This is a genomic window from Kerstersia gyiorum, from assembly GCF_048595715.1.
Taxonomy (GTDB): Bacteria; Pseudomonadota; Gammaproteobacteria; order Burkholderiales; family Burkholderiaceae_B; genus Kerstersia; species Kerstersia gyiorum.
The window spans coordinates 773,278-798,549 of sequence record NZ_CP169556.1 but is presented as its reverse complement, the minus strand read 5'-3'; the positions used below and the strand labels follow the sequence as shown (position 1 = coordinate 798,549).

At 64.6% G+C, this 25,272-nt stretch carries 24 protein-coding genes; 10 read left to right on the top strand and 14 right to left on the bottom strand.

What is annotated here, in order from left to right; translation table 11 throughout:
• The first annotated feature begins 174 nt into the window (after positions 1-174).
• The 3 genes from ACEW7X_RS03520 to ACEW7X_RS03510 all read left to right on the top strand — a co-directional run bounded on the left by ACEW7X_RS03520 (position 175) and on the right by ACEW7X_RS03510 (position 3,466).
• Complete coding sequence (locus ACEW7X_RS03520; RefSeq protein WP_068374980.1) at positions 175-462, top strand: co-chaperone GroES; 288 nt, start codon at positions 175-177, stop codon at positions 460-462.
• 53 nt (positions 463-515) lie between these two features.
• Entirely contained in the window at positions 516-2,153 is a 1,638-nt protein-coding gene (gene groL / locus ACEW7X_RS03515) for a chaperonin GroEL (RefSeq protein WP_068374984.1), read from the top strand.
• 203 nt (positions 2,154-2,356) lie between these two features.
• Positions 2,357-3,466, top strand: coding sequence for a class II histone deacetylase (locus ACEW7X_RS03510; protein ID WP_130487314.1), 1,110 nt, complete (start codon positions 2,357-2,359; stop codon positions 3,464-3,466).
• Positions 3,467-3,518: 52 nt separating this feature from the next.
• Here ACEW7X_RS03510 and ACEW7X_RS03505 read toward each other — a convergent pair whose 3' ends face one another.
• Positions 3,519-4,481, bottom strand: a complete 963-nt coding sequence (locus tag ACEW7X_RS03505) for a helix-turn-helix transcriptional regulator (RefSeq protein WP_130487315.1) — start codon at positions 4,479-4,481, stop codon at positions 3,519-3,521.
• Between the two features lie 246 nt (positions 4,482-4,727).
• Between ACEW7X_RS03505 and ACEW7X_RS03500 the strand changes: the two genes are divergently transcribed.
• The 3 genes from ACEW7X_RS03500 (at position 4,728) to pyrF (ending at position 7,437) form a co-directional block, all read left to right on the top strand.
• Positions 4,728-5,135 carry a diacylglycerol kinase gene (locus ACEW7X_RS03500; RefSeq protein ID WP_068374990.1) on the top strand — a complete coding sequence of 136 codons (408 nt, stop codon included), beginning with the start codon at positions 4,728-4,730 and terminating at the stop codon, positions 5,133-5,135.
• Between the two features lie 84 nt (positions 5,136-5,219).
• Positions 5,220-6,545: an NAD(P)/FAD-dependent oxidoreductase gene (locus tag ACEW7X_RS03495; protein ID WP_068374994.1), complete on the top strand. Its 1,326-nt coding sequence runs from the start codon at positions 5,220-5,222 to the stop codon at positions 6,543-6,545.
• Between the two features lie 73 nt (positions 6,546-6,618).
• Complete coding sequence (pyrF, locus tag ACEW7X_RS03490; RefSeq protein WP_130487316.1) at positions 6,619-7,437, top strand: orotidine-5'-phosphate decarboxylase; 819 nt, start codon at positions 6,619-6,621, stop codon at positions 7,435-7,437.
• A 21-nt stretch (positions 7,438-7,458) separates the two neighbouring features.
• Here the strand turns inward: pyrF and ACEW7X_RS03485 are convergent, their stop codons facing one another.
• From ACEW7X_RS03485 to ribBA, 9 genes are all read right to left on the bottom strand, one after another.
• Positions 7,459-8,085, bottom strand: a complete 627-nt coding sequence (locus ACEW7X_RS03485; RefSeq protein WP_068374998.1) for a response regulator transcription factor — start codon at positions 8,083-8,085, stop codon at positions 7,459-7,461.
• Complete coding sequence (locus ACEW7X_RS03480; RefSeq protein ID WP_130487317.1) at positions 8,085-9,173, bottom strand: sensor histidine kinase; 1,089 nt, start codon at positions 9,171-9,173, stop codon at positions 8,085-8,087. Before ACEW7X_RS03480 ends, ACEW7X_RS03485 begins: the two co-directional genes overlap by 1 nt.
• Positions 9,174-9,458: 285 nt before the next feature.
• Positions 9,459-9,716, bottom strand: a complete 258-nt coding sequence (locus tag ACEW7X_RS03475; RefSeq protein WP_068375000.1) for a hypothetical protein — start codon at positions 9,714-9,716, stop codon at positions 9,459-9,461.
• Positions 9,717-10,112: 396 nt separating this feature from the next.
• Positions 10,113-10,640: a CinA family protein gene (locus tag ACEW7X_RS03470; RefSeq protein WP_238591446.1), complete on the bottom strand. Its 528-nt coding sequence runs from the start codon at positions 10,638-10,640 to the stop codon at positions 10,113-10,115.
• An 82-nt stretch (positions 10,641-10,722) separates the two neighbouring features.
• Entirely contained in the window at positions 10,723-11,241 is a 519-nt protein-coding gene (locus ACEW7X_RS03465) for a phosphatidylglycerophosphatase A (RefSeq protein WP_068375010.1), read from the bottom strand.
• Positions 11,238-12,203 (bottom strand): thiamine-phosphate kinase, encoded by a 966-nt coding sequence (gene thiL, locus ACEW7X_RS03460; RefSeq protein WP_127773244.1) that lies wholly within the window; start codon positions 12,201-12,203, stop codon positions 11,238-11,240. The genes ACEW7X_RS03465 and thiL overlap by 4 nt, the downstream gene beginning before the upstream one ends.
• A 105-nt stretch (positions 12,204-12,308) precedes the next feature.
• Positions 12,309-12,809 carry a transcription antitermination factor NusB gene (nusB, locus tag ACEW7X_RS03455; RefSeq protein ID WP_068375015.1) on the bottom strand — a complete coding sequence of 167 codons (501 nt, stop codon included), beginning with the start codon at positions 12,807-12,809 and terminating at the stop codon, positions 12,309-12,311.
• Positions 12,766-13,284 carry a 6,7-dimethyl-8-ribityllumazine synthase gene (gene ribH / locus ACEW7X_RS03450; RefSeq protein ID WP_068375017.1) on the bottom strand — a complete coding sequence of 173 codons (519 nt, stop codon included), beginning with the start codon at positions 13,282-13,284 and terminating at the stop codon, positions 12,766-12,768. Before ribH ends, nusB begins: the two co-directional genes overlap by 44 nt.
• Positions 13,285-13,288: 4 nt before the next feature.
• Positions 13,289-14,485: a bifunctional 3,4-dihydroxy-2-butanone-4-phosphate synthase/GTP cyclohydrolase II gene (gene ribBA, locus ACEW7X_RS03445; RefSeq protein ID WP_127773243.1), complete on the bottom strand. Its 1,197-nt coding sequence runs from the start codon at positions 14,483-14,485 to the stop codon at positions 13,289-13,291.
• Between the two features lie 281 nt (positions 14,486-14,766).
• On the opposite strand from ribBA, the gene ACEW7X_RS03440 reads away from it, so the two are divergent.
• Complete coding sequence (locus ACEW7X_RS03440) at positions 14,767-16,386, top strand: CYTH and CHAD domain-containing protein (RefSeq protein ID WP_068375019.1); 1,620 nt, start codon at positions 14,767-14,769, stop codon at positions 16,384-16,386.
• Positions 16,387-16,585: 199 nt separating this feature from the next.
• Here the strand turns inward: ACEW7X_RS03440 and ftsY are convergent, their stop codons facing one another.
• Entirely contained in the window at positions 16,586-17,851 is a 1,266-nt protein-coding gene (gene ftsY, locus ACEW7X_RS03435; RefSeq protein ID WP_420177906.1) for a signal recognition particle-docking protein FtsY, read from the bottom strand.
• 598 nt (positions 17,852-18,449) lie between these two features.
• On the opposite strand from ftsY, the gene rsmD reads away from it, so the two are divergent.
• The 3 genes from rsmD to ACEW7X_RS03420 all read left to right on the top strand — a co-directional run bounded on the left by rsmD (position 18,450) and on the right by ACEW7X_RS03420 (position 20,035).
• Positions 18,450-19,013, top strand: coding sequence for a 16S rRNA (guanine(966)-N(2))-methyltransferase RsmD (gene rsmD, locus ACEW7X_RS03430; RefSeq protein WP_068375022.1), 564 nt, complete (start codon positions 18,450-18,452; stop codon positions 19,011-19,013).
• Positions 19,014-19,091: 78 nt separating this feature from the next.
• Positions 19,092-19,592, top strand: a complete 501-nt coding sequence (coaD, locus tag ACEW7X_RS03425; RefSeq protein WP_068375024.1) for a pantetheine-phosphate adenylyltransferase — start codon at positions 19,092-19,094, stop codon at positions 19,590-19,592.
• A 173-nt stretch (positions 19,593-19,765) separates the two neighbouring features.
• A complete protein-coding gene (locus ACEW7X_RS03420; protein WP_068375027.1) occupies positions 19,766-20,035 on the top strand; it encodes a YfhL family 4Fe-4S dicluster ferredoxin in 270 nt (89 codons plus the stop codon).
• An 86-nt stretch (positions 20,036-20,121) separates the two neighbouring features.
• On the opposite strand, the gene ACEW7X_RS03415 is transcribed toward ACEW7X_RS03420, so the two are convergent.
• The 3 genes from ACEW7X_RS03415 to ACEW7X_RS03405 form a co-directional block, all read right to left on the bottom strand.
• Positions 20,122-22,605 (bottom strand): AsmA family protein, encoded by a 2,484-nt coding sequence (locus tag ACEW7X_RS03415; protein WP_420177608.1) that lies wholly within the window; start codon positions 22,603-22,605, stop codon positions 20,122-20,124.
• Positions 22,606-22,793: 188 nt separating this feature from the next.
• The gene (locus tag ACEW7X_RS03410; protein ID WP_130487319.1) at positions 22,794-24,278 is read right to left on the bottom strand and encodes an NAD(P)H-hydrate dehydratase; all 1,485 of its coding nucleotides are present in this window, start codon (positions 24,276-24,278) and stop codon (positions 22,794-22,796) included.
• A gap of 45 nt (positions 24,279-24,323) precedes the next feature.
• Positions 24,324-25,223 (bottom strand): ChaN family lipoprotein, encoded by a 900-nt coding sequence (locus tag ACEW7X_RS03405; protein WP_240733284.1) that lies wholly within the window; start codon positions 25,221-25,223, stop codon positions 24,324-24,326.
• Positions 25,224-25,272 lie beyond the last annotated feature (49 nt).

The window sequence follows — 25,272 nt, the reverse complement described above, 5'->3', positions numbered from 1 at the left end:
ATGCCGTCCGGTGGCGCCGGGCAGACCTCGGATCATTCCCCCTTGAAAAATGCAAAGCCGTCCTTATAATTAGCACTCAAGGCCGTCGAGTGCTAACAAGCCTTTCGGCCCCTGCATTACCAAATTGGTTTTGTTACCTCATTCAAACCTTAGCTAGATATACAGGAGTTCTTCATGGCCCTGCGTCCCCTGCATGATCGTGTGATCATCAAGCGTCTGGACAACGAACGCAAGACTGCCTCCGGCATCGTTATCCCCGAAAGCGCCGCTGAGAAGCCCGACCAAGGCGAAGTCCTGGCCGTCGGCCCCGGCAAGAAGACCGAAGACGGCAAGGTGCTGCCGGTCGACCTGAAGGTCGGCGACAAGGTGCTGTTCGGCAAGTATGCCGGCCAGGCCGTCAAGGTCGATGGCGAAGAGCTGCTGGTCATCCGCGAGGACGAAGTCCTTGCCGTGATTCAGTAAGCTGATTCCAAGCCTGATCCACCCTACACAGATCTCTAGTAAGGAATAACACAATGGCTGCCAAGCAAGTTCTGTTCGGTGATGACGCCCGCGTGCGCATCGTCCGTGGCGTCAATATCCTCGCCAACGCCGTTAAGACCACCCTGGGCCCGAAAGGCCGCAACGTTGTGCTGGAACGCTCCTTCGGCGCCCCGCTGGTGACCAAGGACGGCGTTTCCGTCGCCAAGGAAATCGAACTGAAGGACAAGTTCGAAAACATCGGCGCACAGCTCGTCAAAGATGTCGCTTCGCGTACCAACGACAACGCCGGTGACGGCACCACCACCGCCACCGTGCTGGCCCAGGCCGTCGTTCAAGAAGGCCTGAAGTACGTTGCCGCCGGCTTCAACCCCATCGACCTGAAGCGCGGTATCGACAAGGCTGTTGTCGCCATCGTCGAGCAACTGAAGAGCCAGAGCAAGGCCATCACGACCAGCAAGGAAATTGCCCAGGTCGGTTCCATCTCGGCCAACAGCGACGCTTCCGTCGGTCAGATCATTGCTGACGCCATGGACAAGGTCGGCAAGGAAGGCGTCATCACCGTCGAAGACGGCAAGTCGCTGGAAAACGAGCTGGACGTCGTCGAAGGCATGCAATTCGACCGCGGCTACCTGTCGCCCTACTTCATCAACAACCAGGAAAAGCAAGTTGCCGCCCTGGATGACCCCTTCATCCTGATCTACGACAAGAAGATCAGCAACATCCGTGACCTGCTGCCGGTGCTGGAGCAAGTTGCCAAATCCAGCCGTCCGCTGCTGATCATCGCCGAAGACGTCGAAGGCGAAGCCCTGGCGACCCTGGTGGTCAACAACATCCGTGGCATCCTGAAGACCACCGCCGTCAAGGCGCCTGGCTTCGGCGACCGCCGCAAGGCCATGCTGGAAGACATCGCCATCCTGACGGGCGGCACGGTGATCTCCGAAGAAACCGGCATGTCGCTGGAAAAGGCCACGCTGGAAGAGCTGGGCCAGGCCAAGCGCATCGAAGTGGGCAAGGAAAACACCACCATCATCGACGGCGCCGGTGCTGCTGCCAGCATCGAAGCCCGCGTCAAGCAAATCCGCCTGCAAGTCGAGGAAGCTTCCTCCGACTACGACCGCGAGAAGCTGCAAGAGCGCGTCGCCAAGCTGGCTGGTGGTGTGGCCGTGATCCGCGTCGGTGCTGCCACCGAAGTGGAAATGAAGGAAAAGAAGGCCCGCGTTGAAGACGCCCTGCACGCTACCCGCGCTGCTGTGGAAGAAGGCGTGGTGGCTGGCGGCGGCGTGGCGCTGCTGCGTGCCAAGCAAGCGGTTGCCGACCTGAAGGGCGATACGCCTGACCAGAACGCCGGTATCCAGCTGATCCTGCGCGCTATCGAAGCGCCGCTGCGCACCATCGTCGAAAACGCTGGCGAAGAGTCCAGCGTGGTCGTCAACACCGTGCTGAACAGCAAGGGCAACTACGGCTACAACGCTGCCACCGGCGAGTACGCCGACCTGGTCGAGCAAGGCGTGCTGGATCCCACCAAGGTGACCCGCAATGCCCTGCAAAACGCTGCTTCCATCGCCAGCCTGCTGCTGACCGCTGAAGCCGCTGTCGTCGAAATCGTCGAAGACAAGCCGGCCGCGCCGGCCATGCCCGACATGGGCGGCATGGGCGGCATGGGCTTCTAAGCCTACGCCTGCCTCTGCCGGGGAGAGCCTCACCCTCCCCGGCCGTTGCGACAAACGCCCCGCCAGGAGTCATCCTGGCGGGGCGTTTCACGTGATGCCCCCAGGCAAACCCTGGCCTGCGGCTCCGCAAATCTACGGAGGCGCATTCAAGCCATCCTGCCTACCATGAGCCTGCCATCCCCAACGACAACAAGGAGACACGCATGGCCATCGGATACGTCTGGAACACGCTTTACGGCTGGGTCGATACTGGCACCGGCAGCCTCGCGGCAGCCAATCTGGCCGCACGCATGCAACCCATCAGCCATCACCTGGCGCACCCTGATACCAAGCGTCGTTTCCATGAGCTGGTGTGCGCTTCCGGCCAGATAGAGCACCTGACGCCGGTTGCTGCGATAGAAGCCAGCGATGCCGACATCCTGCGCGCCCACAGCGCCGCGCATCTGGAAAACATGAAGCGCGTCAGCAACCTGCCCACTGGCGGCGATACGGGCGATGGCATCACCATGATGGGCAATGGCGGCCTGGAGATCGCCCGCCTGTCTGCTGGCGGCGCCATTGAACTGACCCGTAAGGTAGCCAGCGGCGACCTGTCCTCGGGCTATGCACTGGTCAATCCGCCCGGCCACCACGCCCCCCACGATGCGGCCATGGGCTTCTGCATCTTCAACAACACTTCGGTCGCGGCCGGCTACGCCCGCGAGGTACTGGGCATGGACAGGGTCGCCATCCTCGACTGGGACGTACACCACGGCAACGGCACACAGGACATCTGGTGGCGCGACGCTTCCGTGCTGACTATTTCGCTGCACCAGCATCTATGCTTCCCCGCCGATTCCGGCTATCGCTCCGAACGCGGCGAAGGCCCTGGCCACGGCTACAACATCAATGTCCCGCTGCCGCCCGGTGGCGGCAACGCCGCCTATCTGTACGCCATGGATCAGGTGGTGCTGCCGGCGCTGCGCACCTACCGGCCGCAACTCATCATCGTCGGCGCCGGATTCGATGCCAGCATGCTTGACCCGCTGGCGCGCATGATGGTCACCGCCACTGGTTTCCGGCAAATGGCGCGCCGGGCCATAGATTGCGCCACGGAGATCTGCGACGGACGCATCGTGTTTGTCCAGGAAGGCGGTTACAGCCCTCACTACCTGCCTTTCTGCGGCCTGGCCGTCATCGAGGAACTGACCGGCGTACGCTCGCTGGCCGATCCTTACGGAGACTTCCTGGCCGGCATGGGTGGCGACACCCTGCAACCCGCCGAGCGCGCCGCCGTCGATGAAGTCGTTCCGCTGCTGTCCGATATCCGCTAGCGCACCGGTCGGGCGGCGCCTGCCTTGCTGCTGCCCGGCAGCACTTCACCGTTCAGGAGCCTGAAGCCCCCAATGTCCCCAACGCCGCCAGTATCCGGCCTTGCCGGTCCGGCAAATACCAACCGTTCACGGCTGCCTGCACAGCTGCCTGAACACGCCGTTCCAGCCCCAGCTTGACCAGCAGCCCGGCCACATGCGTATGCACGGTACGCTCGCCCACGCCCATGCAAGCCGCGATTTCCCGGTCCGGCAGACCGGCCATCAGCCAACTCAGAACTTGCAGTTCACGCAGACTGATCCCATGCGGCGGCAGTGCAGGATACAGGCTGGCAAGCACCCCACCCTGTTGCAACCACCTGGCGGCAAGCCGCATGCTGCGCCGGCCCATCAGCCAGAAGCAATGCAAGGGCTGCGCCGCAGTCGGCCATGCCTGCAGAACCTGAGCCAACGCTTGCGCATCCAGCTCCGCCGGAACCCTGCCCGCCAAGGCCAGCGCACCGCCCTCCCCTGGCTCGAAACGCAGCAACAGGGTTTCCTGCTGCCCGGCCACTGGCGGCAGATGCTCGCGCACTGAATTTTCCAGCAGGCCCTGCACGCCGCGCGCCTGCTCCCGCGCACGACGGTCGAAGATTCCCGCCTTGCGTGAGGAAAAATGCGCCAGGCCGCAGTAGCCGCCCTGAATGCCCAGTTCCAGCGTCATGCCATCCTCGAAACCATAGGCATGCAGCGCACCGGTATAAAGCCGCGTGGTCCGAAAAGGTGGATACATGCCTTCGGAAGACTCTGAAATGGATGGCGGCAAGAGTTCCACCGGCGAGAAGCGACGGGTGAAGCCTGGCGGGTACAGGCGCGGGAAATCCACCGCCAGCGCCGTCGCACACAGCGTGTTGTAGCCATGCCGCCATACCTCGACATGCCTGTCGCTACCCGGCGCATGGGCCAGCAGTTGCACGGCGTCGAATTCGAACAGGCCGCGCAGCGCGGCAATGCGCTCATGCAGGTTCAGTGTATTCATCAGCGGCACAGGATTTGAAGGCCCATGGTGCGCCAGACGCACCGTACCCGTTCATGCTAATGCCGGGTACCGGCCCCGGCATAGCCGGACTATCACCTAGAAAGCCACGAGTCACAGGGTTCACGTAAAATCACGTCCGCACAGGGACATGCCCCGCCTGGCTGACGCATGCTTCCCGGCAGGCCAGCCGGGCGCCACCGCTGCGCTCCCCGCCTGTTCTCCGCCACCTGATGAGGCCGCCACACCGTGACGCAAACTCCCCCCTCCCCCCAGCAGCATTCGCCGTTCAAAAGCCGTGGCGGACTGCGCCGCATTTTCAATGCGCTGCGCTACTCGCTGCAGGGCTTCGGCGCCGCGATCAAATACGAAGCCGCTTTCCGCCAAGAGCTGGCGCTGGCCATCCTGCTGATTCCCGCCGCCTTCTTCCTGGGCCGCAATACCGGCGAAGTCTTCATGCTGATCGGTGTGGTACTGCTCGTCCTGGTCGTCGAGCTGCTGAATTCGGCCATCGAAGCGCTGGCCGATGCGCTCAGTGTGGAACGCCACCCCTTGCTGGGGCGCGCCAAGGACCTGGGCAGTGCGGCGGTCATGCTGAGCCTGATCTTCACCGCCGTGGTTTGGCTGACCATCCTGGCAGCGCGCTTCCTGCAATAAGCGTGCCCGGCCGATGCCGCGCCGCCCGCCCAGTCCGGCCCCCGCATGCCTTAGAATTACCCTTTCACCTACACGCCACGCACCATGACAGCACATCGCCACAGTGCCACTTCCCCCACTCCCCGCGTTGTCATCGTCGGCGGCGGCGCGGGCGGACTGGAACTGGCCGCCCGCCTGGGACGGCGTCACGGCCCTCAAGCCGTCACGCTGATCGACTCGCTGCCCTATCACATCTGGAAGCCCTCGCTGCATGAAGTGGCAGCCGGCACGCTGGATATCCACCAGGAAGGCCTGTCCTATCTGGTGCTGGCGCACATCTGCCATTTTTCCTTCATTCTTGGCCCGATGCTGGACATCGACCGCGAACGCAAGGTACTGAAAATCGGCGCCATTGCCGGCCCCGGCAACCGTGAGCTGATCCCGCCACGCGAGGTGCCCTACGACATCCTCGTCATGGCAATCGGCAGCAAGGCCAACTTCTTCGGCACGCCTGGCGCGCAGGAGCACGCCGTCACACTGGATAACGTCGAGGCTGCCGAGGCCTTTCGGCTGCAGATCCTCGAAGCCATGCTGCGCGTCGACCAAGCCAAGGCCACCGATCCGGAAGCGCGCCTGCACCTGGTTATCGTCGGCGGCGGCGCCACCGGCGTGGAGCTGGCCGTGGAGTTGCGCGAAGCCAGCCACGTAGTGAGCGCCTACAGCCTGTCCGCCTTCAACCCCAGGCTGGACCTGGCTATCACCCTGATCGAAGGCGCACCACGCATCCTGGCCGCCTTGCCGGAACGCATTTCCAAGGCTGCCCAGGACCGCCTGGAAAGCCTGGATATCCGCGTCGAAACCGGTTGCGCGGTTGCCAGTGTCACGGAAGACCACGTCACGACCCGCGACGGCCGCCGCTTCCATGCCGACATGTGCCTGTGGGCAGCCGGCATCAGCGCGCCCGACCTGCTGCAAAAGCTTGAGCTGCCGCTGCATCGCAATGGCCAGGTGATGGTCGACGAGCAATTGCGCACGCCCGACCCCGACATCTATGCCATGGGCGACTGCGCTGCCGCCCCCTGGACCGAAGGACGCCTGGTGCCTGCGCGCGCCCAGGCGGCACACCAGCAGGCCAGCTACCTGGCGCGCCAGTTGGGCGCCCGCCTGAAAGGCGAAGCCCCGGAAGACAAGCCCTATGTCTATGAAGACCATGGTTCGCTGGTATCGCTGGGCCAGGATGCCGGCGTCGGCAGCCTCATGGGCAAGCTGACCGGTCGCGGCCTGTTCCTGAGCGGCATGCTGGCACGCATGATGTACATGAGCCTGCACCTGATGCACCACCGCGCCATCCTTGGCGTCAGCCGTACGGCCTCGCTGGCGCTGGCCCGCCTGCTGGTGCGGCGCACCCACTCGCGCGTCAAGCTGCACTGACGCGCCCTGCGCGGCAGTCCGGCTGCTTGCCGCGCGGCTGCTTCTTCAACCCTAACGGATTTCTACGCCTGATATGTCTTTCATCCAGAAACTGGAAAAAGCCTGGACCAGCTCCAACTCCCTGCTGATGGTCGGACTGGACCCCCTGCCCGAGCGCTTCCCGGATTCCCTGGGCGCCCAGCCCGACGCCATTTTCCGTTTCTGCCGGGATATTGCCGACGCGGTCGCCCCCTATGTCTGTGGTTTCAAGCCGCAGATTGCGCACTTCGCCGCACATGGCGCCGAAACCCAGCTCGAAGCCTTGTGCGCGCACCTGCGCAGCCATCATCCCGATAAGGTGCTGGTCCTGGATGCCAAGCGCGGCGATATCGGCTCCACCGCCGAGCACTACGCGCTGGAAGCTTTCGAACGTTACCAGGCCGATGCCGTGACGGTCAGCCCGTACATGGGTTCGGATTCAGTCGAGCCCTACCTGCGCTGGAAGGATCGCGGCATCATCGTGCTGTGCCGCACTTCCAATTCCGGTGGCGCGGACTTCCAGGAACTGCTGATCGGCGACGGCGACCCGCTTTACCTGCGTGTTGCAGATGTCGTCCGCCAGCAATGGAACCAGGACAAGCAATGCGGCCTGGTGGTCGGTGCAACCCGGCCCGAAGAACTGGCACGCGTCCGCCAACGCATTGGCGACGACATCCCCCTGCTGGTGCCCGGCATCGGCGCCCAGGGCGGCGATATTCCCAAGACAGTCAGGGCAGGCATCAACAGCCGCGGCACCGGCATGATGATCAATTCCTCGCGTGCGGTACTATACGCCAGCAGCGATGAAGACTGGCGTGAAGCCGCCGCCCGTGCGGCGCAGGAAACCCGCGACGCCATCAACGCCTGCCGCTGAAAGATGGCCCCCGGCTGAAGGCTACGGCGCCAGCCGGTCCGCCATGCGTATCAGGTCCGCCAGGGTGCGGGCCTGCATTTTCTTCATCACGTTGCCGCGCCGGACCTTGACCGTCACTTCGCTCAGGCCCAGTTCGTCGGCAATCTGCTTGTTCAGCAAGCCACGCGCCACGCCCTGCATCACGGCCTGCTCTCCGACCGTCAGTGTGTCCCAGTGGCGACGCAACACAGCCATCTCCGCTTCCCGCGCCCGGCGCGCCTGGTCCAGCCCCAGGCCGCGCTGGATCGCATCCAGCAAGTCCTGGTCACGGAAAGGCTTGGGCAGGAATTCGATGGCGCCATTTTTCATGGCCTCCACCCCCATGGCGATATCGCCATGGCCGGTGATGAAAATCACTGGCAGGCGCAGGCCTAGACTTTCCATCTGGCGATGAAAATCCATGCCGCTCTGCCCTGGCATGCGAATGTCCAGGATCATGCAGCCAGGCGCATCCGGCCGTTCGCAGGCCAGGAACGCCGCCACCGAGGCATGGCTGCTGACCTGCAGGCCCACTGAGGCCAGCAGGTCTTCCAGCGCCAGGCGCATGGAGGCGTCGTCATCGACGACGTAAATGATGGGTGACACGCCGGTATCGGATACTCGTTGCACTACACGTTCTCCTGTGGCGCCAACGCCAGGGTAAAACGGCAGACCAGGCCCCCGCCAGGCCGTGCCAGGGCTTCTATGCGGCCGCCATTGGCCTCGACGATAGAACGGCTGATCGCCAGCCCCAGTCCCAGACCGTTTTCCTTGCTGCTCCAGAAAGCATCGAAAATCTGCGCCAGTTCGGCAGGCGCCAGGCCCGGCCCCTGGTCGGCCACGGCAACCTCTGCCTGGCCGTCGGGCGCCAGCCCGGTGCTGAGGGTCACTGCCCCCGCCCGGATACCGGCCTGGTCCATAACCTCGGCAGCATTGAGCAACAGATTGCCGAGCACCTGCTGCACCTGGACCTGGTCTGCCAGGACCGCCGGCATCTCATCGGCCAGCTTCAGGATCAGTTCGACACCATGCCGCTCGAATTCGGCATGCATCAGCAAGGCCGCCTCGATCACGGCAGCATTCAGGTCGAAAGGTTCGCGGGCCGGCGCTTCGCCGCGCGTCAGCGCCCGCACCCGTTCAATGACGGCGCTGGCGCGGTGGGCATCCTCGACGATGCGCCCGGCTGCCTGACGCGCCTTTTCCAGATTGGGTGGCGCCATATCCAGCCAGCGCTGGCAGGCATGGGCGCTGGTGCTGATGGCCGCCAGCGGCTGGTTGACTTCATGGGCGATGGAAGTGGTCAGCTCCCCCATGCTGCTGGAGCGCGCCATACGCTCCAGGCGCGCTTGCGCGGCATGCGCCAGGCGCTGCGCGGAAGCCATTTTCAAGGCCAGCCAGGTGGTAACGCCTATTGCCACAATACTCAGCGCAGAATTGATCAGTCCGATTTCATAGGCGCCGCTGCGCGTCAGCAGAAAGCTCAGGACGGTCAGCACCACGCAGGCCGAAGACAGCGCCACGACGGTGCGGCTGCCATAAATACGCATGGCGGCCAGAATGACTGCACAATAGAACACGGGAAACGCAATGGCGTAATCGGTGACGGTATCTGCGACAAACACCAGGGCCATCGCCAGCAGGAGCAAGGCCGTCCACAACGCCCGGCGCAGGCCCGGCCGCAGACGGGTCTCGCGCGTGATAGACAGCTTGTCCTTCATGTTGCGGGCGGCTCCCTGCCTCTTGCCTGTTCGAAGCGATCTTACCATCGGCCGCCGCAGTCGCCTCATACCTTGAATTCCATCATCAATCGTCCCTTGCGTTCTGCCTGTCACGCAGAAAACAGGGAAGCGCAAATGCCGCCCTGCCTGGCTGTGCCGCCGAACGGCAGCGCAGCCAGGCAGCAGGCTCAGAACATGCGAAACAGGGGATGCCGTGCCGGCACGCGTATCACTTCGCTCACGGTGAATCCGCCGGTTCCAGCCGCGCCATTCCCCGGCACGCTTTCAGGCACCGATTCTGGCATAGGCAGACCGGCGCCTGGGACGCCCCTGGGCGCCATCATCGGCCACCCAACGGCACTCCAGGCCACCAGTGGGGGTAGTACGCCAAACCGCCTTGCGGCCGCCCACACACTTGGCCATGGCCGGATGATTCACAGCCGTGCTGCGCTGCCTGGCAGCGGCAGCACCGGCGGCGTTGGCAAACAGGGTGTGGATGGCAATCTGATGCCGGGACAGGAAAGCCACGTTCAGGAATTTCATTTCTTACCTCTGCGGATCGTCGGAATGACCTGGCCGCCGCGGGCAAGACGAAACCCCGGATCAATCAGTGCGGCGCAGGCGCAATAAGAAGGAACTACAACTGTCTTCTGGCATTTTTTTTGTGGAATCATGGCTGCGCCGGCATGGCGGGCCAATTTTGCAGGACTTCGGCCTGGCGGCCGAAGCATGTTCTCGTCCAGGCGCGGGCCTGGCCTGTGCGCCGGACACCGAGCAGGCCACGGGAAGCCGGGCCGATGCGCCACAGGGATGCGGAACAGTACGGATTATGCGCGCCAGCCGGCGCGCAGGCCAGTGCATCTTTGGGTGGCGCGGCGATACCTTGGTATATGGCAGTGCAGTGGCAGCACAGGCCTGGGCAGCAGGCTGCCCGCCGCATCAGCGGGTAGTGCAGGGCGCGCTGACCAGCGGCAGCGCCGCCCTCAGGGCATACAGCACAGCCGCACGCCGAACGGCGGCGCGATCCCCATCGAACAGGCGGGTCTGGGCGGCAACCACCACGCCGTCATCGCACAGCCGTGCAAACCCAAAGCACACCATGCCGACCGGCTTGCCCGGCGTCGCGCCACCAGGGCCGGCAATACCGGTCGTGGAAATGGCGAACTGCGTTTCCCGCGTGACGGCCAGAACACCAGTCGCCATCTGGCTGGCGACCTGTTCGCTGACCGCACCATGCATGTCCAGGGACACTTCGGCAACGCCCAGCTGGCGAATTTTCTCGGCGTTACTGTAGGTGACGAAACCGCCATGGTACCAATCGCTGGAGCCTGCCACGGCAGTCAGCGCCCCGGCCAACAGGCCGCCCGTGCAGGACTCTGCCGTGCCCAGCCGCCAACCGCGCTGCGTCAATGCGGCCGCCAATGCCTGCACGGCCTCCAGGATTTCCTTATCAGACTCCATTTCCATTGAGCACTCTCCGTTCATTTGCTGCCTGTGCCGCACCATCCCTGCCCCCTTGCGAAGCCCCGCAAGGCGCTCTGCCCAGTCCTCAGCCGAACAGGCCAATCCAGCCCAACAACAGCATGACTATCAAGGTATAACCCGCCGCCAGCAGGTCGTCCAGCATGACGCCAAAGCCATTCTTGAAATGGGCGTCGAGCTGCCGGATGGGGGCAGGTTTCACGATATCGAACAGGCGAAACAGCAGGAAGGCGCACAACTGGGCCCACCAGCCTGCCGGCGACAGCCAGAGCACCAGCCAGAAGGCCACCATTTCATCCCACACCATGGCGCCATGGTCAGGTACGCCCAGATCCATGCCGGTGCGCTGGCAGATCCAGCAGCCATAGATGAAGCACAGCAACAGGATCACGCCGATGCCGATACTCGACGAGCCCAGCGGCACCAGCAGCCACAGCAGCCAGGCCGCAAGCGTGCCCCAGGTTCCCGGAGCCGGCCGCAACAGGCCGCTGCCCAGGCCCACCGCGAGGAACCGCGCAGGCGAACGCAATGCCCAGGCCAGGGTAGGCTGCACCGGCGCGCCATTACCATACTTGCTGCTATTCATGACTGTCCTTCAAAATGATCGAAACCAGCACGCCGCACGTGCAGCGGTGCGCCCTGGTTGTCCAGCAGCAAGCCGGCAGGCCCGGCTTCCAGCACGCCAATACGACTGACCGCAACACCAGCGGCCGCTGCCGCCTGCGCCACCTGCTCCCGCTGTTGCGGCGCTGCCGTAAAACACAGTTGGTAGACGTCGCCGCCCCCCAGCAAGGCATCCAGCAGGATATCCTCATCCATCCCGGCCAGACCGGGATGCGCGGGCAAGGCGCGGACATCCAGCCGCGCCGCGCATGCACTGGCTGCCAGAATATGGCCCAGGTCCTGCAACAACCCGTCGGAGATATCTATCGCCGCGTGCGCAATGCCACGCAAGCGGCGCCCCAGCGCCAGTTGCGGCGCCGGACATTCCAGCGCACCACGCAGCCCAGGCAGCCGCCAGGCTTCCCCGGGCAGTTTGCCTTGCAGCAGTTGCAGGGCGATGTCCGCCCCGCCCAGCGTGCCAGAGACCCAGATATCATCCCCTGGCCGGCCGGCATCCCGGCGCAGCGCCTGAGCTGCCGGGACGGCACCGAAAACCGTCACACTGATGCATACCTGCGGTCCGCGGGTGGTATCCCCGCCGACCAGCGGGCATCCGTACTCCCGCGCCAGCGCCAAGAAGCCGCGCGAAAATCCATCCAGCCAAACGGCATCGACCGCTGGCAGACTCAGCCCCAGCACACACGCCAGCGGCTCCGCCCCCATGGCGGCCAGATCGGAAAGGTTGACGGCCAGCGCCTTGTGCCCCAGCAAAACCGGATCGACATCCGGAAAGAAATGGCGCCCCTCGACCAGCAAGTCCGTACTCACGGCGCAGGTCTGCCCGGCAGGCACGGGAAACAGCGCACAATCGTCGCCCACGCCCAGCATGCCCTGCGGGGCCGGCTGCGTGAAATATTTCCGGATGAGATCGAACTCTGCTGCCATCGTGTTCCCTGGAAAGAAAACGGGCTCGTCACCTTACGGCACGAACCCGCCTACGCACATCAACTATGAACCCGCCGCAGCAATGCCCGGACAGGCAAGCGCTGGTCAGCGACGCGGTGCAGCGCGCAGCTCCTGGGGCCGGACGACGGCGGCCAGCTTGTCGAGCACACCATTGACGAACTTGAAACCATCGGTACCGCCAAAGGACTTGGCCAGCTCCACGGCTTCGTTGATCGCCACTTTGTACGGCACTTCGGGATGACGCGTCAGCTCGAAGGTACCGATCAGCAGGATGCCATGCTCCACCGGCGACAACTCGGCCAGCGGACGGTCGATGAAGGGCTGGAATTTCTCGCGCAGGTCCGCCGCATCGGTAAACACACCGTTGAGCAAAGTACGGTACCAATCGAAATCCGCTTCGCCGAACTCGGGGTCCGAACGCAGGTGGGCGTCGATGGAACCGGTGTCCTTGTCGCCCTGGTCGCCACGAACCAGCCAGGCGTAAATACCCTGCAATGCAAATTCGCGCGCACGGCGGCGCGCACTACGTCCAGACGCCTGCTCAGCCACGATCGTCCTCGGATTCGTCAAAATCTTCTTCCTCATCTTCATCACCTTCCTCGGGCTGCAAGGCCACGAGGAGGTTCACCATTTCCACCGCTGCACGGGCGCAATCACGGCCCTTGTCGGCTGCGCGGACTTCCGCCTGCTCTTCGTTCTCGGTGGTCAGCACGCCATTGGCCACCGGCACGCCGGTTTCCAGGGCAACGCGAGAGATCGCGGCAGCGCTTTCATTGCTGACGATCTCGAAATGGTAGGTTTCACCGCGAATCACGGCACCCAGGGCGATCAGGGCATCGAATTCGCCGGTATCGGCCATCTGCACCAGGACCGGGCCGAGTTCCAGCGCGCCGGGCACGCTGGTGACCATCACGTCGCGCGGATCGACGCCCAGGCTTTCCAGCTCTTCCAGGCAGCTTTCGAGCTCAGCCAGGCCGATGGATTCGTTGAAGCGGGCGCGCACGATACCAATGTGCAGGCCTTCGCCGTTCAGGTCGGGTTCAATGACGTAGGGATTCATGATTTCAGCCTTGTTCAGACTTGGAAGAGGAAGCGGGATCGCTATCGTAGCCCGTGATGTCCAGGCCAAAACCCGCCATCATACTCGGCATCTTGCGCGGGCGTGCCAGCAGGCGCATGCGCGAGACACCAAGGTCGCGCAAAATTCGTGCGCCTATGCCATAGGTGCGCAAATCGAAGCGATCGCCCGAGGGAGCGCTGGGTGCCGTTTCTTCGTCCGACTGCCATGAGGCGGCATGGGCAAAAAAGGCATCGGCGGAATCCGCGCAGTTGAGCAACACGAGCACACCGGCCTTGGCGTGCCGCAAGGTTTCCAGCGCGCTGGGCACCGTCCAGCTGTGCGCGCCGCCCTCGCCGTCGAGCACGTCGAGCACGGAGGCCGGCTCATGCACACGCACCAGGGTTTCGGTACCGGCTTCGATATCGCCATGTACCAGCGCCAGGTGCGGCGCACCGGCTGCCGTATCGCGATAGGCCACTGCGCGGAAGCGCCCCCAGGGGGTACTGACTTCGCGTTCGGCCACGCGCTGTACCACGGACTCATGTTCGTTGCGGTACTGGATCAGATCGGCAATGGTGCCGATCTTCAGGCCATGCTCACGCGCGAATACGGCCAGGTCCGGCAGGCGCGCCATGGTACCGTCGGGCTTGAGAATTTCGCAGATAACTGCGGCCGGCGTCAGGCCGGCCATGGCGGTAAGGTCGCAACCGGCTTCGGTGTGGCCGGCACGCACCAACACACCGCCACGCACCGCGCGCACCGGGAAGATATGGCCGGGCTGCACGAGATCTTCCGGCCGCGCATCGCGCGCCACGGCAGCCTGAATGGTGCGGGCGCGGTCATAGGCGGAAATGCCGGTCTCGACGCCCACGGCCGCTTCAATGGAGACGGTGAAATTGGTGCCGTAACGGGTGCCGTTGCGGCTGGCCATCATCGTCAGGCCCAATTGCTCGCAACGCTCTTCGGTCAGCGTCAGGCAGACCAGGCCACGGCCATGGGTCACCATGAAATTGATGGCTTCCGGGGTCACGAAATCCGCCGCCATGACGAGATCACCCTCGTTTTCGCGGTCTTCTTCGTCCACCAGGATGACGATGCGGCCGGCACGCAGCTCGGCGATAATTTCATTGACGGAAGCGATGGTCACGCCTTCCACGGGCGTACCTTCTGCCGGCGTACCGGCGGCTTGAGTGACTGACATTGATGACTCGCTGGAAATCTGCTTCAACCCTCGTATTCTACGCTGCCGCAGGGCGGGATTGCCGCAATGCCCCCTGCCCGACCGTCCGGCAAGGCCCGCCTTTTCTTCCGGCCGTGCCCGTCGTGCTGGCCGCCATGCGGCCCGGCAGGCCCCTGACAGGCACGGATGCTCGCGGGCGCGCGCCTTTGCGCGCGATCATGACATTGCGATGACTCGTCATCAAATTTCGCGGTGCCTCAGGCTAAGATGAGAGAGTTTGCATACACACAACGGCCGCCATCATGTCCGAACAGGAATTGAAACTGCACGTCCCTGCCAGCGCCCGCGCCGGTGTGGAAAAAGAACTCGCCCGAGGGGCCACCGAAACCATTGCGCTGCACGCGCTCTATTTCGACACCCCCACCCGCGAACTGGCGCAGGCCCGCGTGGCCATCCGCCTGCGGCGCGAGGGCGACCATTGGGTGCAGACGCTCAAGACCCCTGGCGCCCATGCACTGGCCCGACTGGAACTCAACCATGACCGGCCCGGCCCGGTCCTGGATCTATCCGTTTATGCGGACACCCCGGTCGCCGAAGTACTGGCAGGCCTGCAGGGCGAACTGGGCGTGCGCTATGAAACCGACGTCACCCGCCAGCTGCGCCGCGTGCGCACGCGGCAGGGTGTGGTCGAAATCGCCTATGACCAAGGCTGGCTGCGCGCATCCGGCCTGGAACTGCCCATTTCCGAAGTTGAATTCGAACTGGTAACCGGCCACCTCCAGGCCGTTTTCCTGCTGGGCCGCCGCTGGCAGCAAAAACACGGCCTGGTGCTGGACCTGCGCAGCAAATCCGAACGCGGCGACGCGCTGGCGACGACGGCCCTGAAACTCGACGCTGCCGGCCCGGCCGGCGCACCGGAAGCCTGTCAGGCGCGTGCCGATGAAATCAGCCGTTTCTGGGCGCCGCGCCCAATCAAGCCCGTCGTCCTGACAGCCCGTCAATCTCCGGCCCAGGCATTGCGTGCCATTACCCTGGAATGCCTGGAGCAGATCGCCCGCAATGCCGCGGTGCTGACCGAAATCGACACCGCAGGCGTCTACGCAGCCGGACAACCCGGGCATGTCCACCAGCTACGGGTAGGCCTGCGGCGCCTGCGTTCGGCCTGGCGGCTGTTCGATGGCTGGACCAGCCTGCCCCCGGAAGCCCTGCAACAGACCGCCAGGACCGTCTTCGGCCAGTTCGGCGCCAACCGCGATGATGATGTGCTGCGTGATGAAATCCTGCCGCCCCTGATGGCCGCTGGCATGCCAGCGATCACGCTGCCGGAAAGCCATGCGGAACTGGCCGCCTCGGACAGTGCGGGCAGCCGCGTGGTGCAGGGATGGCTGCTGGACATGCTGGCCTGGATACTGGACCTGCCATCGGCCCCGGCCGGCACGCCCCCCCAGCCTGCCCGGGAAAGCACGGACGGCGATGCCCCGGTCAGCGGCCAGGATGTCGCCATCATTCCGCTGGATGCCAGGAATGAGGCAGACCTGCGCCGCCTGCTGATGCAGCGCCTGCGCAAATGGCACCGCAGCGTGGTACGCGATGGCCGCAACTTCAGTACGCTGGATATAGATACGCGCCACGCCTTGCGCAAACGCGCCAAGCGGCTGCGCTATGGCCTGGCCTTCGCCGAATCCCTGCTGCCGCAGGGCCGCCTGCGCGCCTACCGGCGCAAGCTGGCCGCCGTGCAGGATCAGTTGGGTGCCATCAATGATATCTACGTGGCCGATGCCCGCTTTGCGCAATTGAGCGTCGAACAGCCACATGCCTGGTTCGCCCGGGGCTGGTTTGCCGCCAGGTTGACCACGCTGGAGCAATCAGCCCAGGCCACCTTGCGCGACCTGGGCCGCGGCCCGGGTTTCTGGCGCGACTGACGCCACCATCACCGCCCTCGGCCAGGCCTGCATCCGGCCTTGCCAGGGCGCACGCCCCAGCAGGCCAGAACAGGCGTGAAGAACTTCGGCCTAAAGGCCGAAGCTTCTCCGCCACGATATAGGGGCGCCTGCGGCGCCGTATGGATATTGCCTCGCTCGACCCCGGCCTGAAGTCCGGGGCTTGCGCTTAGGCACGTGGTCAATCGCCCAGCAATGCCGTGGCGAATTCGCGTGCGGAAAACGCCTGCAAGTCTTCCAGCCCTTCACCCACGCCGATCCAGTATACGGGCACGGCGCGCACGCCCTGGCTGCCAGCCGCGACCGCCGCCAGCGTGCCGCCCTTGGCCGTGCCGTCCAGCTTGGTGACGACCAGGCCAGTCAGATTCAACGCGGCATCGAACGCCCTGACCTGCGCCAGCACATTCTGGCCGCTGTTGCCATCGACCACCAGCAGCACCTCATGCGGCGCAGAGGCTTCCGCCTTGCCTATCACTCGGCGGATCTTGCGCAACTCATCCATCAGGTGCAACTGCGTGGGCAGACGTCCTGCCGTATCCACCATCACCACATCCGCGCCACGGGCGCGGCCGGCGTTGACCGCATCGAAGGCGACGGCCGCCGGATCGCCACCATCCTGCGCGATCACACTCACGTTGTTGCGCTCGCCCCAGGCGATCAACTGTTCGCGGGCCGCAGCCCGGAACGTATCGCCAGCCGCCAGCAGCACGCTCGCGCCCTGGCGCTGAAAGGCATGTGCCAGCTTGCCGATCGACGTGGTCTTGCCTGCACCATTGACGCCAGCGATCATCACCACCAACGGACGGGTGCCGCCAGCCAGCGGGAACGGTTTTTCCAGTACCTGCAAATGGCGGGTCAGGATGTCGCGCAGGGCCGCCTTGACCTGATTGGCATCGTTCAGGCGTTCCTTGCGCACCTGGGCCCGCAATTCGCCCAGCAGCTTTTCCGTCGCCTCCATGCCCGCATCGGCCATGATAAGAGCCGTTTCCAGCTCTTCGAACAGATTTTCGTCCACCTTGACGCCGACGAACAGGCCGCCCAGGCTCTGGCCGGTGCGTGACAGGCCGCGCTTGAGGCGCTGCAACCAGGAAGTCTTTGCCGGCGCCGCCGATACTTCCGGCGCGGGTTCGGGTTCGGGTTCGGGTTCGGGCACAGTTTCCTGCACTGGCGCCGCGACCGGTGCCTGCGGCTGGGCCACGGCAGCCTGCGTAGCCACCTCGGCTACCGTACATGCGGGCGTTTCAAGCGGCGCGGCAGCCTCTGCCGCAGCAGCATCCACGGCGGCATCCTCCGAGGCCCGGGCAACCGTCCCGGAGATCACGTCCGGAGCAGCGGCCGACACGACTTGCGGCGCTGATTCCGGCACAGTAACAGGCGCGGGCACGGCCGCCGCTGCCGGAGTGACCAATGGCGGCAAGACCGACGACGGTGCTGTGTCTGACGCCACAACGGGCGCCGCCGGCTGTTCTTGCGATGCCGACACCGGTTGCAGCGGTGCCTGCGGTTCCAATGCCTGACTCGCCCCGGGCGCCGCCGCAGCGGGCGGCTGAGGAACAGGTGCATCGGCTACCGGCACCTGCTCCCCGGTGCTGGTTCCAGTCTGAGCCGCCTCGCCGGCATCGGCAGGCACAGATGACGGTACCGCGTCCGGCTGCTCCTGCGCCGCGGCATCGTCATCCGCCGACCCAGCCGCTGCCGCGTCCTGCAAATCGTTGGCTGTTTCCGGCGCGGGGGCCGGTGCTTTCTTTTTTCGCTTGAAGAAACTGAACATAATCAACCGTAGTGTGACACGGAGAAAACCCGTTACTGGCGCCTGTGCCCGGTACCGGACCGAACCTGCGCCCCCAGGCGCCCAGCGGGCGCCAGCCTGCTCGGCACCACCCCATCAGGGCATGCCAGGCAGGCAATGAGAGCTCCCGGCCTCCCGGCCGGCACTCCCTCGAATGCTGGCAAAGCGCACCGGCTGCTAGGCCGGAGTTCTTCGCAGGCGTTATTCTTGCATTTTCCGCGCCTATTTCCGCGGTTCACGGCATAAACCCATCCCCATGCAGAAACATCGCATCCGCATTGTAGGCGGTCAATTCCGACGTACACCGATTCCCGTGGTGGACGCCCCCGGCCTGCGGCCCACGCCCGACCGTGTTCGCGAGACACTGTTCAACTGGCTGAACCATCTCTGGGACAATGAATGGCAGGACAAACAAGTGCTGGATCTGTTCGCCGGCACTGGAGCACTGGGCCTGGAAGCCGCCTCGCGTGGTGCCGGTCATGTCCTGATGGTGGAAAACCATCGTGCCGCCGCGTCGGCCCTGCGTGCACTGCGCGACAAGCTCGGCGCAACCAACCTGCGCATCCACCAAGGCGATGCCTGGCAGGTACTGGAACGGCTGGACGCAACGCGCTACGATCTCGTCCTGCTCGATCCCCCCTTCGGCCTGGGCCTGCTGGAACGCATCTGGCCTGCGTTGCCGGGCATTCTCAATCCCGGCGCCTACGTGTACGCCGAATCCGAAGCCGCGATCGAACTGCCGCAGAATTCCACCGTGATTCGCTCCGGCAAGGCAGGCGCAGTGAACTACTATCTGCTACAGTTTGTTGCACCGCAATAGCGGCAAGAAATATCCCACCGGGCCCAGTCCCGCCGCGCTGCCTGCCGTTGCGCGAGAACCGTGGAAATGGAGACTTGCATGATTACCGCTGTATACCCTGGTACTTTCGACCCCCTGACACGCGGCCACGAAGACCTCGTCCGCCGTGCCGCCGCCATTTTTGACCGCGTGGTGGTCGGCATTGCCCACAGCCGTGGCAAAAACCCCTTCTTCACCATCGAAGAACGCCTGGCCATTGCCCAGGAAGTGCTGGGGCATTACGACAATGTCGAAATCCACAGTTTCGACGGCCTGCTCAAGGATTTCGTGCGCGAGCAGAAAGGGCGCGTCATCGTGCGCGGCCTGCGCGCGGTCTCCGACTTCGAATACGAATTCCAGATGGCCGGCATGAACCGCCACCTGATGCCGGAAGTCGAAACCCTGTTCATGACCCCGTCGGATCAATACCAATTCATCTCCGGCACTTTCGTCCGGGAAATTGCCCTGCTGGGCGGCGATGTCAGCCAGTTCGTGTTCCCTTCGGTGGAACGCTGGCTGCAGGAAAAAGCCCGCAAGCGCCGCGAAGCAGCCGCCGGCTGATCGCCGCAACGCGCTCCTGAAAAAACCGGTTCCGGGCCACGGCGCGACAGCACCGTGGCCGTTTGCCGTGACAGATACCCCTGCCACCAGCGGGGCTGCCCGCCGCTTTGGCAGCCGGAGCGCTACAATGATGGCTCCTGTAACCGCATTCCCCAACGCTGGCGGGTCCTGCCATGGCGCTGCACATCACTGAAGAATGCATCAACTGCGACGTCTGCGAACCGCAGTGTCCCAACGATGCCATTTACATGGGCGCGGAAATCTACGAGATCAATCCCGACGCCTGCACCGAATGTATCGGCCACTATGACGAGCCCCAGTGCCAAGTCATCTGCCCGGTCGAGTGCATAGAAATCCATCCGCAATGGCATGAAAGCCAGGAAACGCTGATGGAGAAATTCCATCGCCTGACCCGCGCCAAAGCCGATCCCACCACCGTATGAAAAAGGGCCGGACGATCTGTCCGGCCCTGAATCCATCCTGCGCATGATGCCTGGCGCCGCCCCGCAGGGCGGCTGACACGCACGGCTTACAGCCCCCGGATCATGCGCTGCAACTGGCCACGTATGGCCGCACCAACAATATTCTCGAACTGCACCGCATACTGGGGATTGGTCCAATCGCCAGTGATATGCACCGGCACCCGCACGCCCTCAAGAATGGCAAGCTGACGGGCATTCGAGTGCTTGCGCAGGCCTTGCATGCGCGCCAGCAAATTCAGGTTCAGGCTGCCATTGACCAGGTTCACCGTCCCCTGCTGGCTTTGCGAAACCTTGATATAGGTGCTGTCGAAATTCAGGCGGCGCAGGCTGGCAACGCCCTTGGCCAAGGTCGCCTGCGCATCGAGCAACGAAAAACGCGTGATGCCCGAACGCCGGATGGCAGGTGCCACGCCACGCTTGAGCCCTTCGCTGAAATCAGCCAGCCATTGTTCCGCATCCAGGCCGTCCAGCATACCGTCGACCACCTTGACCCGTGCCGAGCCACCCAGTGCAGCCAGCCAGTCTGCCGGTTGCTCTCCCTGTGCCGTCAGGTCCAGTGTCACGTCGGCCTTGCCGCTGATCATCGGCTGGACGCCAACATCCTGCAGCAATGCCCCCAGCGCCACGCCATTCAGGTTCAGCTTGAGCCTGGCCTGCTTGTTTTCCTCAGCCAGCGATGCGTTGCCACTCAGCTTGCCCTCGTACAAGCCAGCCTGGACATCACGCAATTGCAGCTTGCCCGAGCCCGCTTCCAGTTGCGCGCTGACATCCTTGGCCTTCAAGCCATGCAATACCAGGTCGCCGATACGGATGTCCCCCTTGACCGCCGTTTTGCTCAGCCAGCGCCATGCGGATGGCTCGGGGGCGACTGGCGCAGGCTCGGCCGCTTCCTGTGCCTCGCCTTCCTGTGCTTCGGCCTGGGGTTCAGCGGCGGCATCGGTTTCACCCTTACGCTCGGCCGGTTCGCCTTCGGCCACGGCCTGGCGGCCAGGCACCAGCTTGTCGAGATCCAGCGTGTCGGCGGCAAGCGAGAACTTCACGCCCTGGCCCGGCTGGGCGTCATATTCCATGCCCAGGTCGAACTTGCCGCCTTCGAGCACGGCATTGATATTGGCCTTGCCGGTATTCTGCGCAAAATTGCCCGACACGCTGCCGATGACAGGGATGGCCAGCGTACCCTTGGGCAAGGCCGGGTCGGTGATCACGATATCGCCCTTGAGCGCCGTCAGGGCCACTTCTTCCTGCAAAGGCCGCAATTCCACCGGTGACGCCAATTGCGTCTTTACGAGACGGCTGCCCTGCCGCACGGCGGCATCCAGCTTCAACTGGCTGAAATCCATATCCGCAGCCGTTCCTTCCAGGCCTTCCAGGCCGAAGGAAATATCCACGGCATCCTCGCCACTCAGGCGCCAACGGCCCGTCAGCGGCTCCCCGGTGGCTTGCGTCGGCGAGACATCCAGCGCAGGCGCATCCACGGCCAGTTCGAAGGGCTGCTGCGCCAGCGCACCCTTGGCGCGGACCGCCATGCGCTCAAGCTGCATGCGCCAGGACGCGGGATAGGCCGCCAGTTTGGCGATCTGCACGTTGGTGTCCACCCCCGTCATCGGTCGCGCGCCATTCACATCGCCCTGGAAAATCAGCTCCAGGCCGGCGACATCCAGGGTGCGCTGGGCACCGTCGAACGCCAGGCTGCTGCCGCGCAGGCTCAAGTTGTTCGCCTGCATGGGACCAAGTTGCCCAGCAAGCTTCATGTCCAGGCGCTGGGCGGCATACTGCCGCATCGCCGGATCAAGCTTGAACATGGCCTGGCCGGACAGGTCGGCCGCCACGGCCGGCTCAGTCCCTGCCATTTTGGCCGTCCAGGCAACATTGAACGACTGCCCGAAGGTCACCCGCCCGGTATTGATATCGAAACTGTACAAACGCACGGCCGCGCCGGAGGCTTCGTCGCTGAAAAGGATTTCGCCATCCTTGAGCGCCAGCCCGGCAATGTCGATCTGCATGTCGCGCCCTTGCGCCGCCGCATCGGCCGAGCTGACCGCCTGCCCCGCGGCCTGGACACCTGCCACCACGCCGCCTGCGACGGCTTCCTCGGGGGATAGTTTGCGGGCCGCCACGCCATTGGCCGGCTGGTCCCCCAGCAGGTCCTGGAAGTTAAAATTGCCCTGGGCGTCGCGTGCGACCCTCGCCTTGAAGCCGTCGATCGCCACGTGATCGACGACCAGGCGGTTGAACAGCAGCGGCCACACGGCAACCGCCAGGCGAGCGCTCTCGACCGAGGCGAACACTTCATCCGAATCCGGTTCAGACAGGGACACCTCGCGCAGGGTCAGGCCAATGCGGGGAAACAGGGAAAAATCCAATGGCCCATTGACGGTCAGCGTGCGGTCATAGCGTTCATGCACCGCTTCCGCCAGCCTGTCCTTGTAGGCATTGGGGTCAAAAGTCAGAAGGAAAATCGCAATGCCAACCACGGCGATCACAATCAGTGACGCCAAAGCGATGACAATGCGTTTGAACCATTGTTTCATTGCATTCCAGGGAAAGCTGGTCGAGCCATCCGGCCTGTCTGGTTCCGGTGAAATTCCGGGCCCGGCCGTAAACCTCCAATGCTAACGCAAGTCGCAGCAGGTGTGCGGCTCCGGCAAGGTCGGTAACATTGCAACGATTTGTCCCTGAATGTGGCCGAGATGTCCGGATTACTGTGGCGACGGATGGTTCAGGTGTTTTTCTTGCGTGCGAACAATGCTGCCAGAACCCCGAGCATCGCAGCGATCAGGTCTTCCGCCACCAGCCCCGGGCCGATCTGTCGCGCCGCCTGCCCATGCAGCCAGACGGCAGCGCAGGCGGCCTCGAATACCGGCATGCCCTGCGCCATCAGCCCGCCAGCCAGACCGGCCAGCACATCGCCCGTCCCACCGCTGGCCAGCCAGGGCGGTGCGCAGCCATTGATCACAGCCCGGCCGTCCGGTGCAGCGATGACGGTGTCCGGCCCCTTGAGCAACACCACGGCACCACTGAGATGCGCCGCCTGGCGCGCACGCGCCAGCTTGCCGCCTTCGACGGCAAACAGCCGGGCAAATTCGCCTTCATGCGGCGTCAGCAGGCACGGCCCCTGGATGTCATCAAACAGCGCTTGCGGCGCGTCCTGGAACACCGTCAGGGCATCCGCATCCAGCACGGTGGCTCGCTGCAACCGCAGAGCGGCCAGCGCGGCCTCGCGGGTGCTGGCGCCCAGGCCGGCACCAGGCCCGATAATGCAGGCGTTGCGACGCTCATCGGCCAGCAGCTTGGCAAACCCCTGAGCGTCATCGAGCGCCGCCACCATCACGCTTTCCAGCGCGGCTGCATAGACCGGCCACACCGCCGCAGGCGCCGCAAGCGTCACCAATCCGGCGCCCACACGCTGCGCGGCACGCGCCGTCAGGCGGCTGGCGCCGGTCATGCTGGCGCCACCCAGGACCAGCGCATGTCCTCGGGTATATTTGTGCCCCAGCTCGCCAGGAAAGGGAAAAACGTCCAGCCAGACAGCCGGATCGTTGAGCCAGGTCTGTATGTCCATGCCCGCCAGCACGGAGGGTGGCATGCCGATGCCGGCCAGGTGCAGCTCGCCACACAGGGCACGGCCGGGATACAGCCAATGGCCCGGCTTGCCACGCTCGAACGTTACTGTCAGGGCGGCCCCGGCAGCCACGCCACGCACGCAGCCCGTGGCGCCATCGACGCCGCTGGGCACATCCACGGCACATACGGGCAACCCGCTGCCGGCCAGGCGTTCGACCAACCGCGCCGCGCTACCATCGAGCTCGCGCGCCAGCCCTGCGCCAAACAAGGCATCCAGAACCAGGTCGTACCCCAGGAAATCCACCTGGTCCGCCGCCATGACCGGGCCTGTCCACAAAGAGGCGGCCCAGGCGGCATCCCCCCGCAGTTGCTCCCGCTCCCCCAACAAGGCAACGCTGACTGGCCACCCCTGGGCCGCCAGGATGCTGGCAGCGACGAAACCGTCGCCGCCATTGTTGCCCGGCCCGCACAGCACCAGCAACCGGCCGCGCGGCCAGCGCCCGGCTATGGCCTCGGCGACCGCCATGCCCGCAGCATGCATCAACACCGAGCCAGGCACACCGGCATCCATGGCGGCGCGGTCCGCCGCAGCCATCTCGGCCGGCGCCAGCAGTTCATACCCTGATCCAGACCGGCTCATGGCAGATATCTCCGCTAAGTTTCCTGTGGTGACCGCCCTGCGGCCTCAATTGCCCCGCTGCACGACCGGGATGCGTACCCTGGCGTCATACTCGCCCGGCTCGTTGATGTCCGACACAAAGCCCACCGCCAGGATGCTGCCATCGGCAGGGTCCAGCCACTGCGCCACGCCGACATCGGCGCGCACGTGGCCATTGCCCGCGATCAGCACCGCCGGCCGGCCATCCGCCCGCTTCAGGCTTTGCGCCATGACAGCATCACGCGCCATCTGCGCACGCGAAAACGGCGCAACCTGTTCCAACGATGCATGGCCGCCATGCAGGCTGGCGAAAATATCGTTGTGCAGGGGCAGGAGCTTCAGCGGAATGGTGCTGTCGAGCTTGAGCGCGCCCAGCTGCTCCGGTGTGAACACTGCGGATACGCCCTGGCGCAGCACCTTGCCGGCTTCGGCGCGCGACAGGTTCGCCGGCACCAGTGGCAGGTCGTAGCGCAGGGCCAGCGCCACGACCGGCCGGTAATACTCCCACTGCCAGCCAGCCTTGGACGGCGCCGCACGCTGAATCACGCAATCCGCATCCTGACCACATTCGGCCTGGGCCCGGGCCAGTTCGCCAGCCTGTTCCTGGTCGAACTGCTCCATGGCAATCACTGGCCGCCAGCCCTGCGCCACGGCCTGGGCCAGGGCTTCGTAGCGCAAGCGGTGCCCCTCGGCGTTGTCATGTTGTTCGCCCAGCAACACATAGCGGTACCGGGGCAGCACCTGCGCAAGGACGGCAGGATCGGTCCAGCCGGTCGCCGGCAATTCCGCCGCAACCGTTGCGGCCGGAAGCGCTGCAGCGGCTTCTGCGGCAGGCGCCGCATCCGGCGTTTGCACAACAGGACCTGTGCTGGCGCAGGCAGCCAGCGCCAGGCTGGTCATGGCGAGGATAGTCAATCGTAAAGTCATAACGGAAGCCAGTAGATCAGGAAAAAAACACTTTCCGTAGCATACCCTC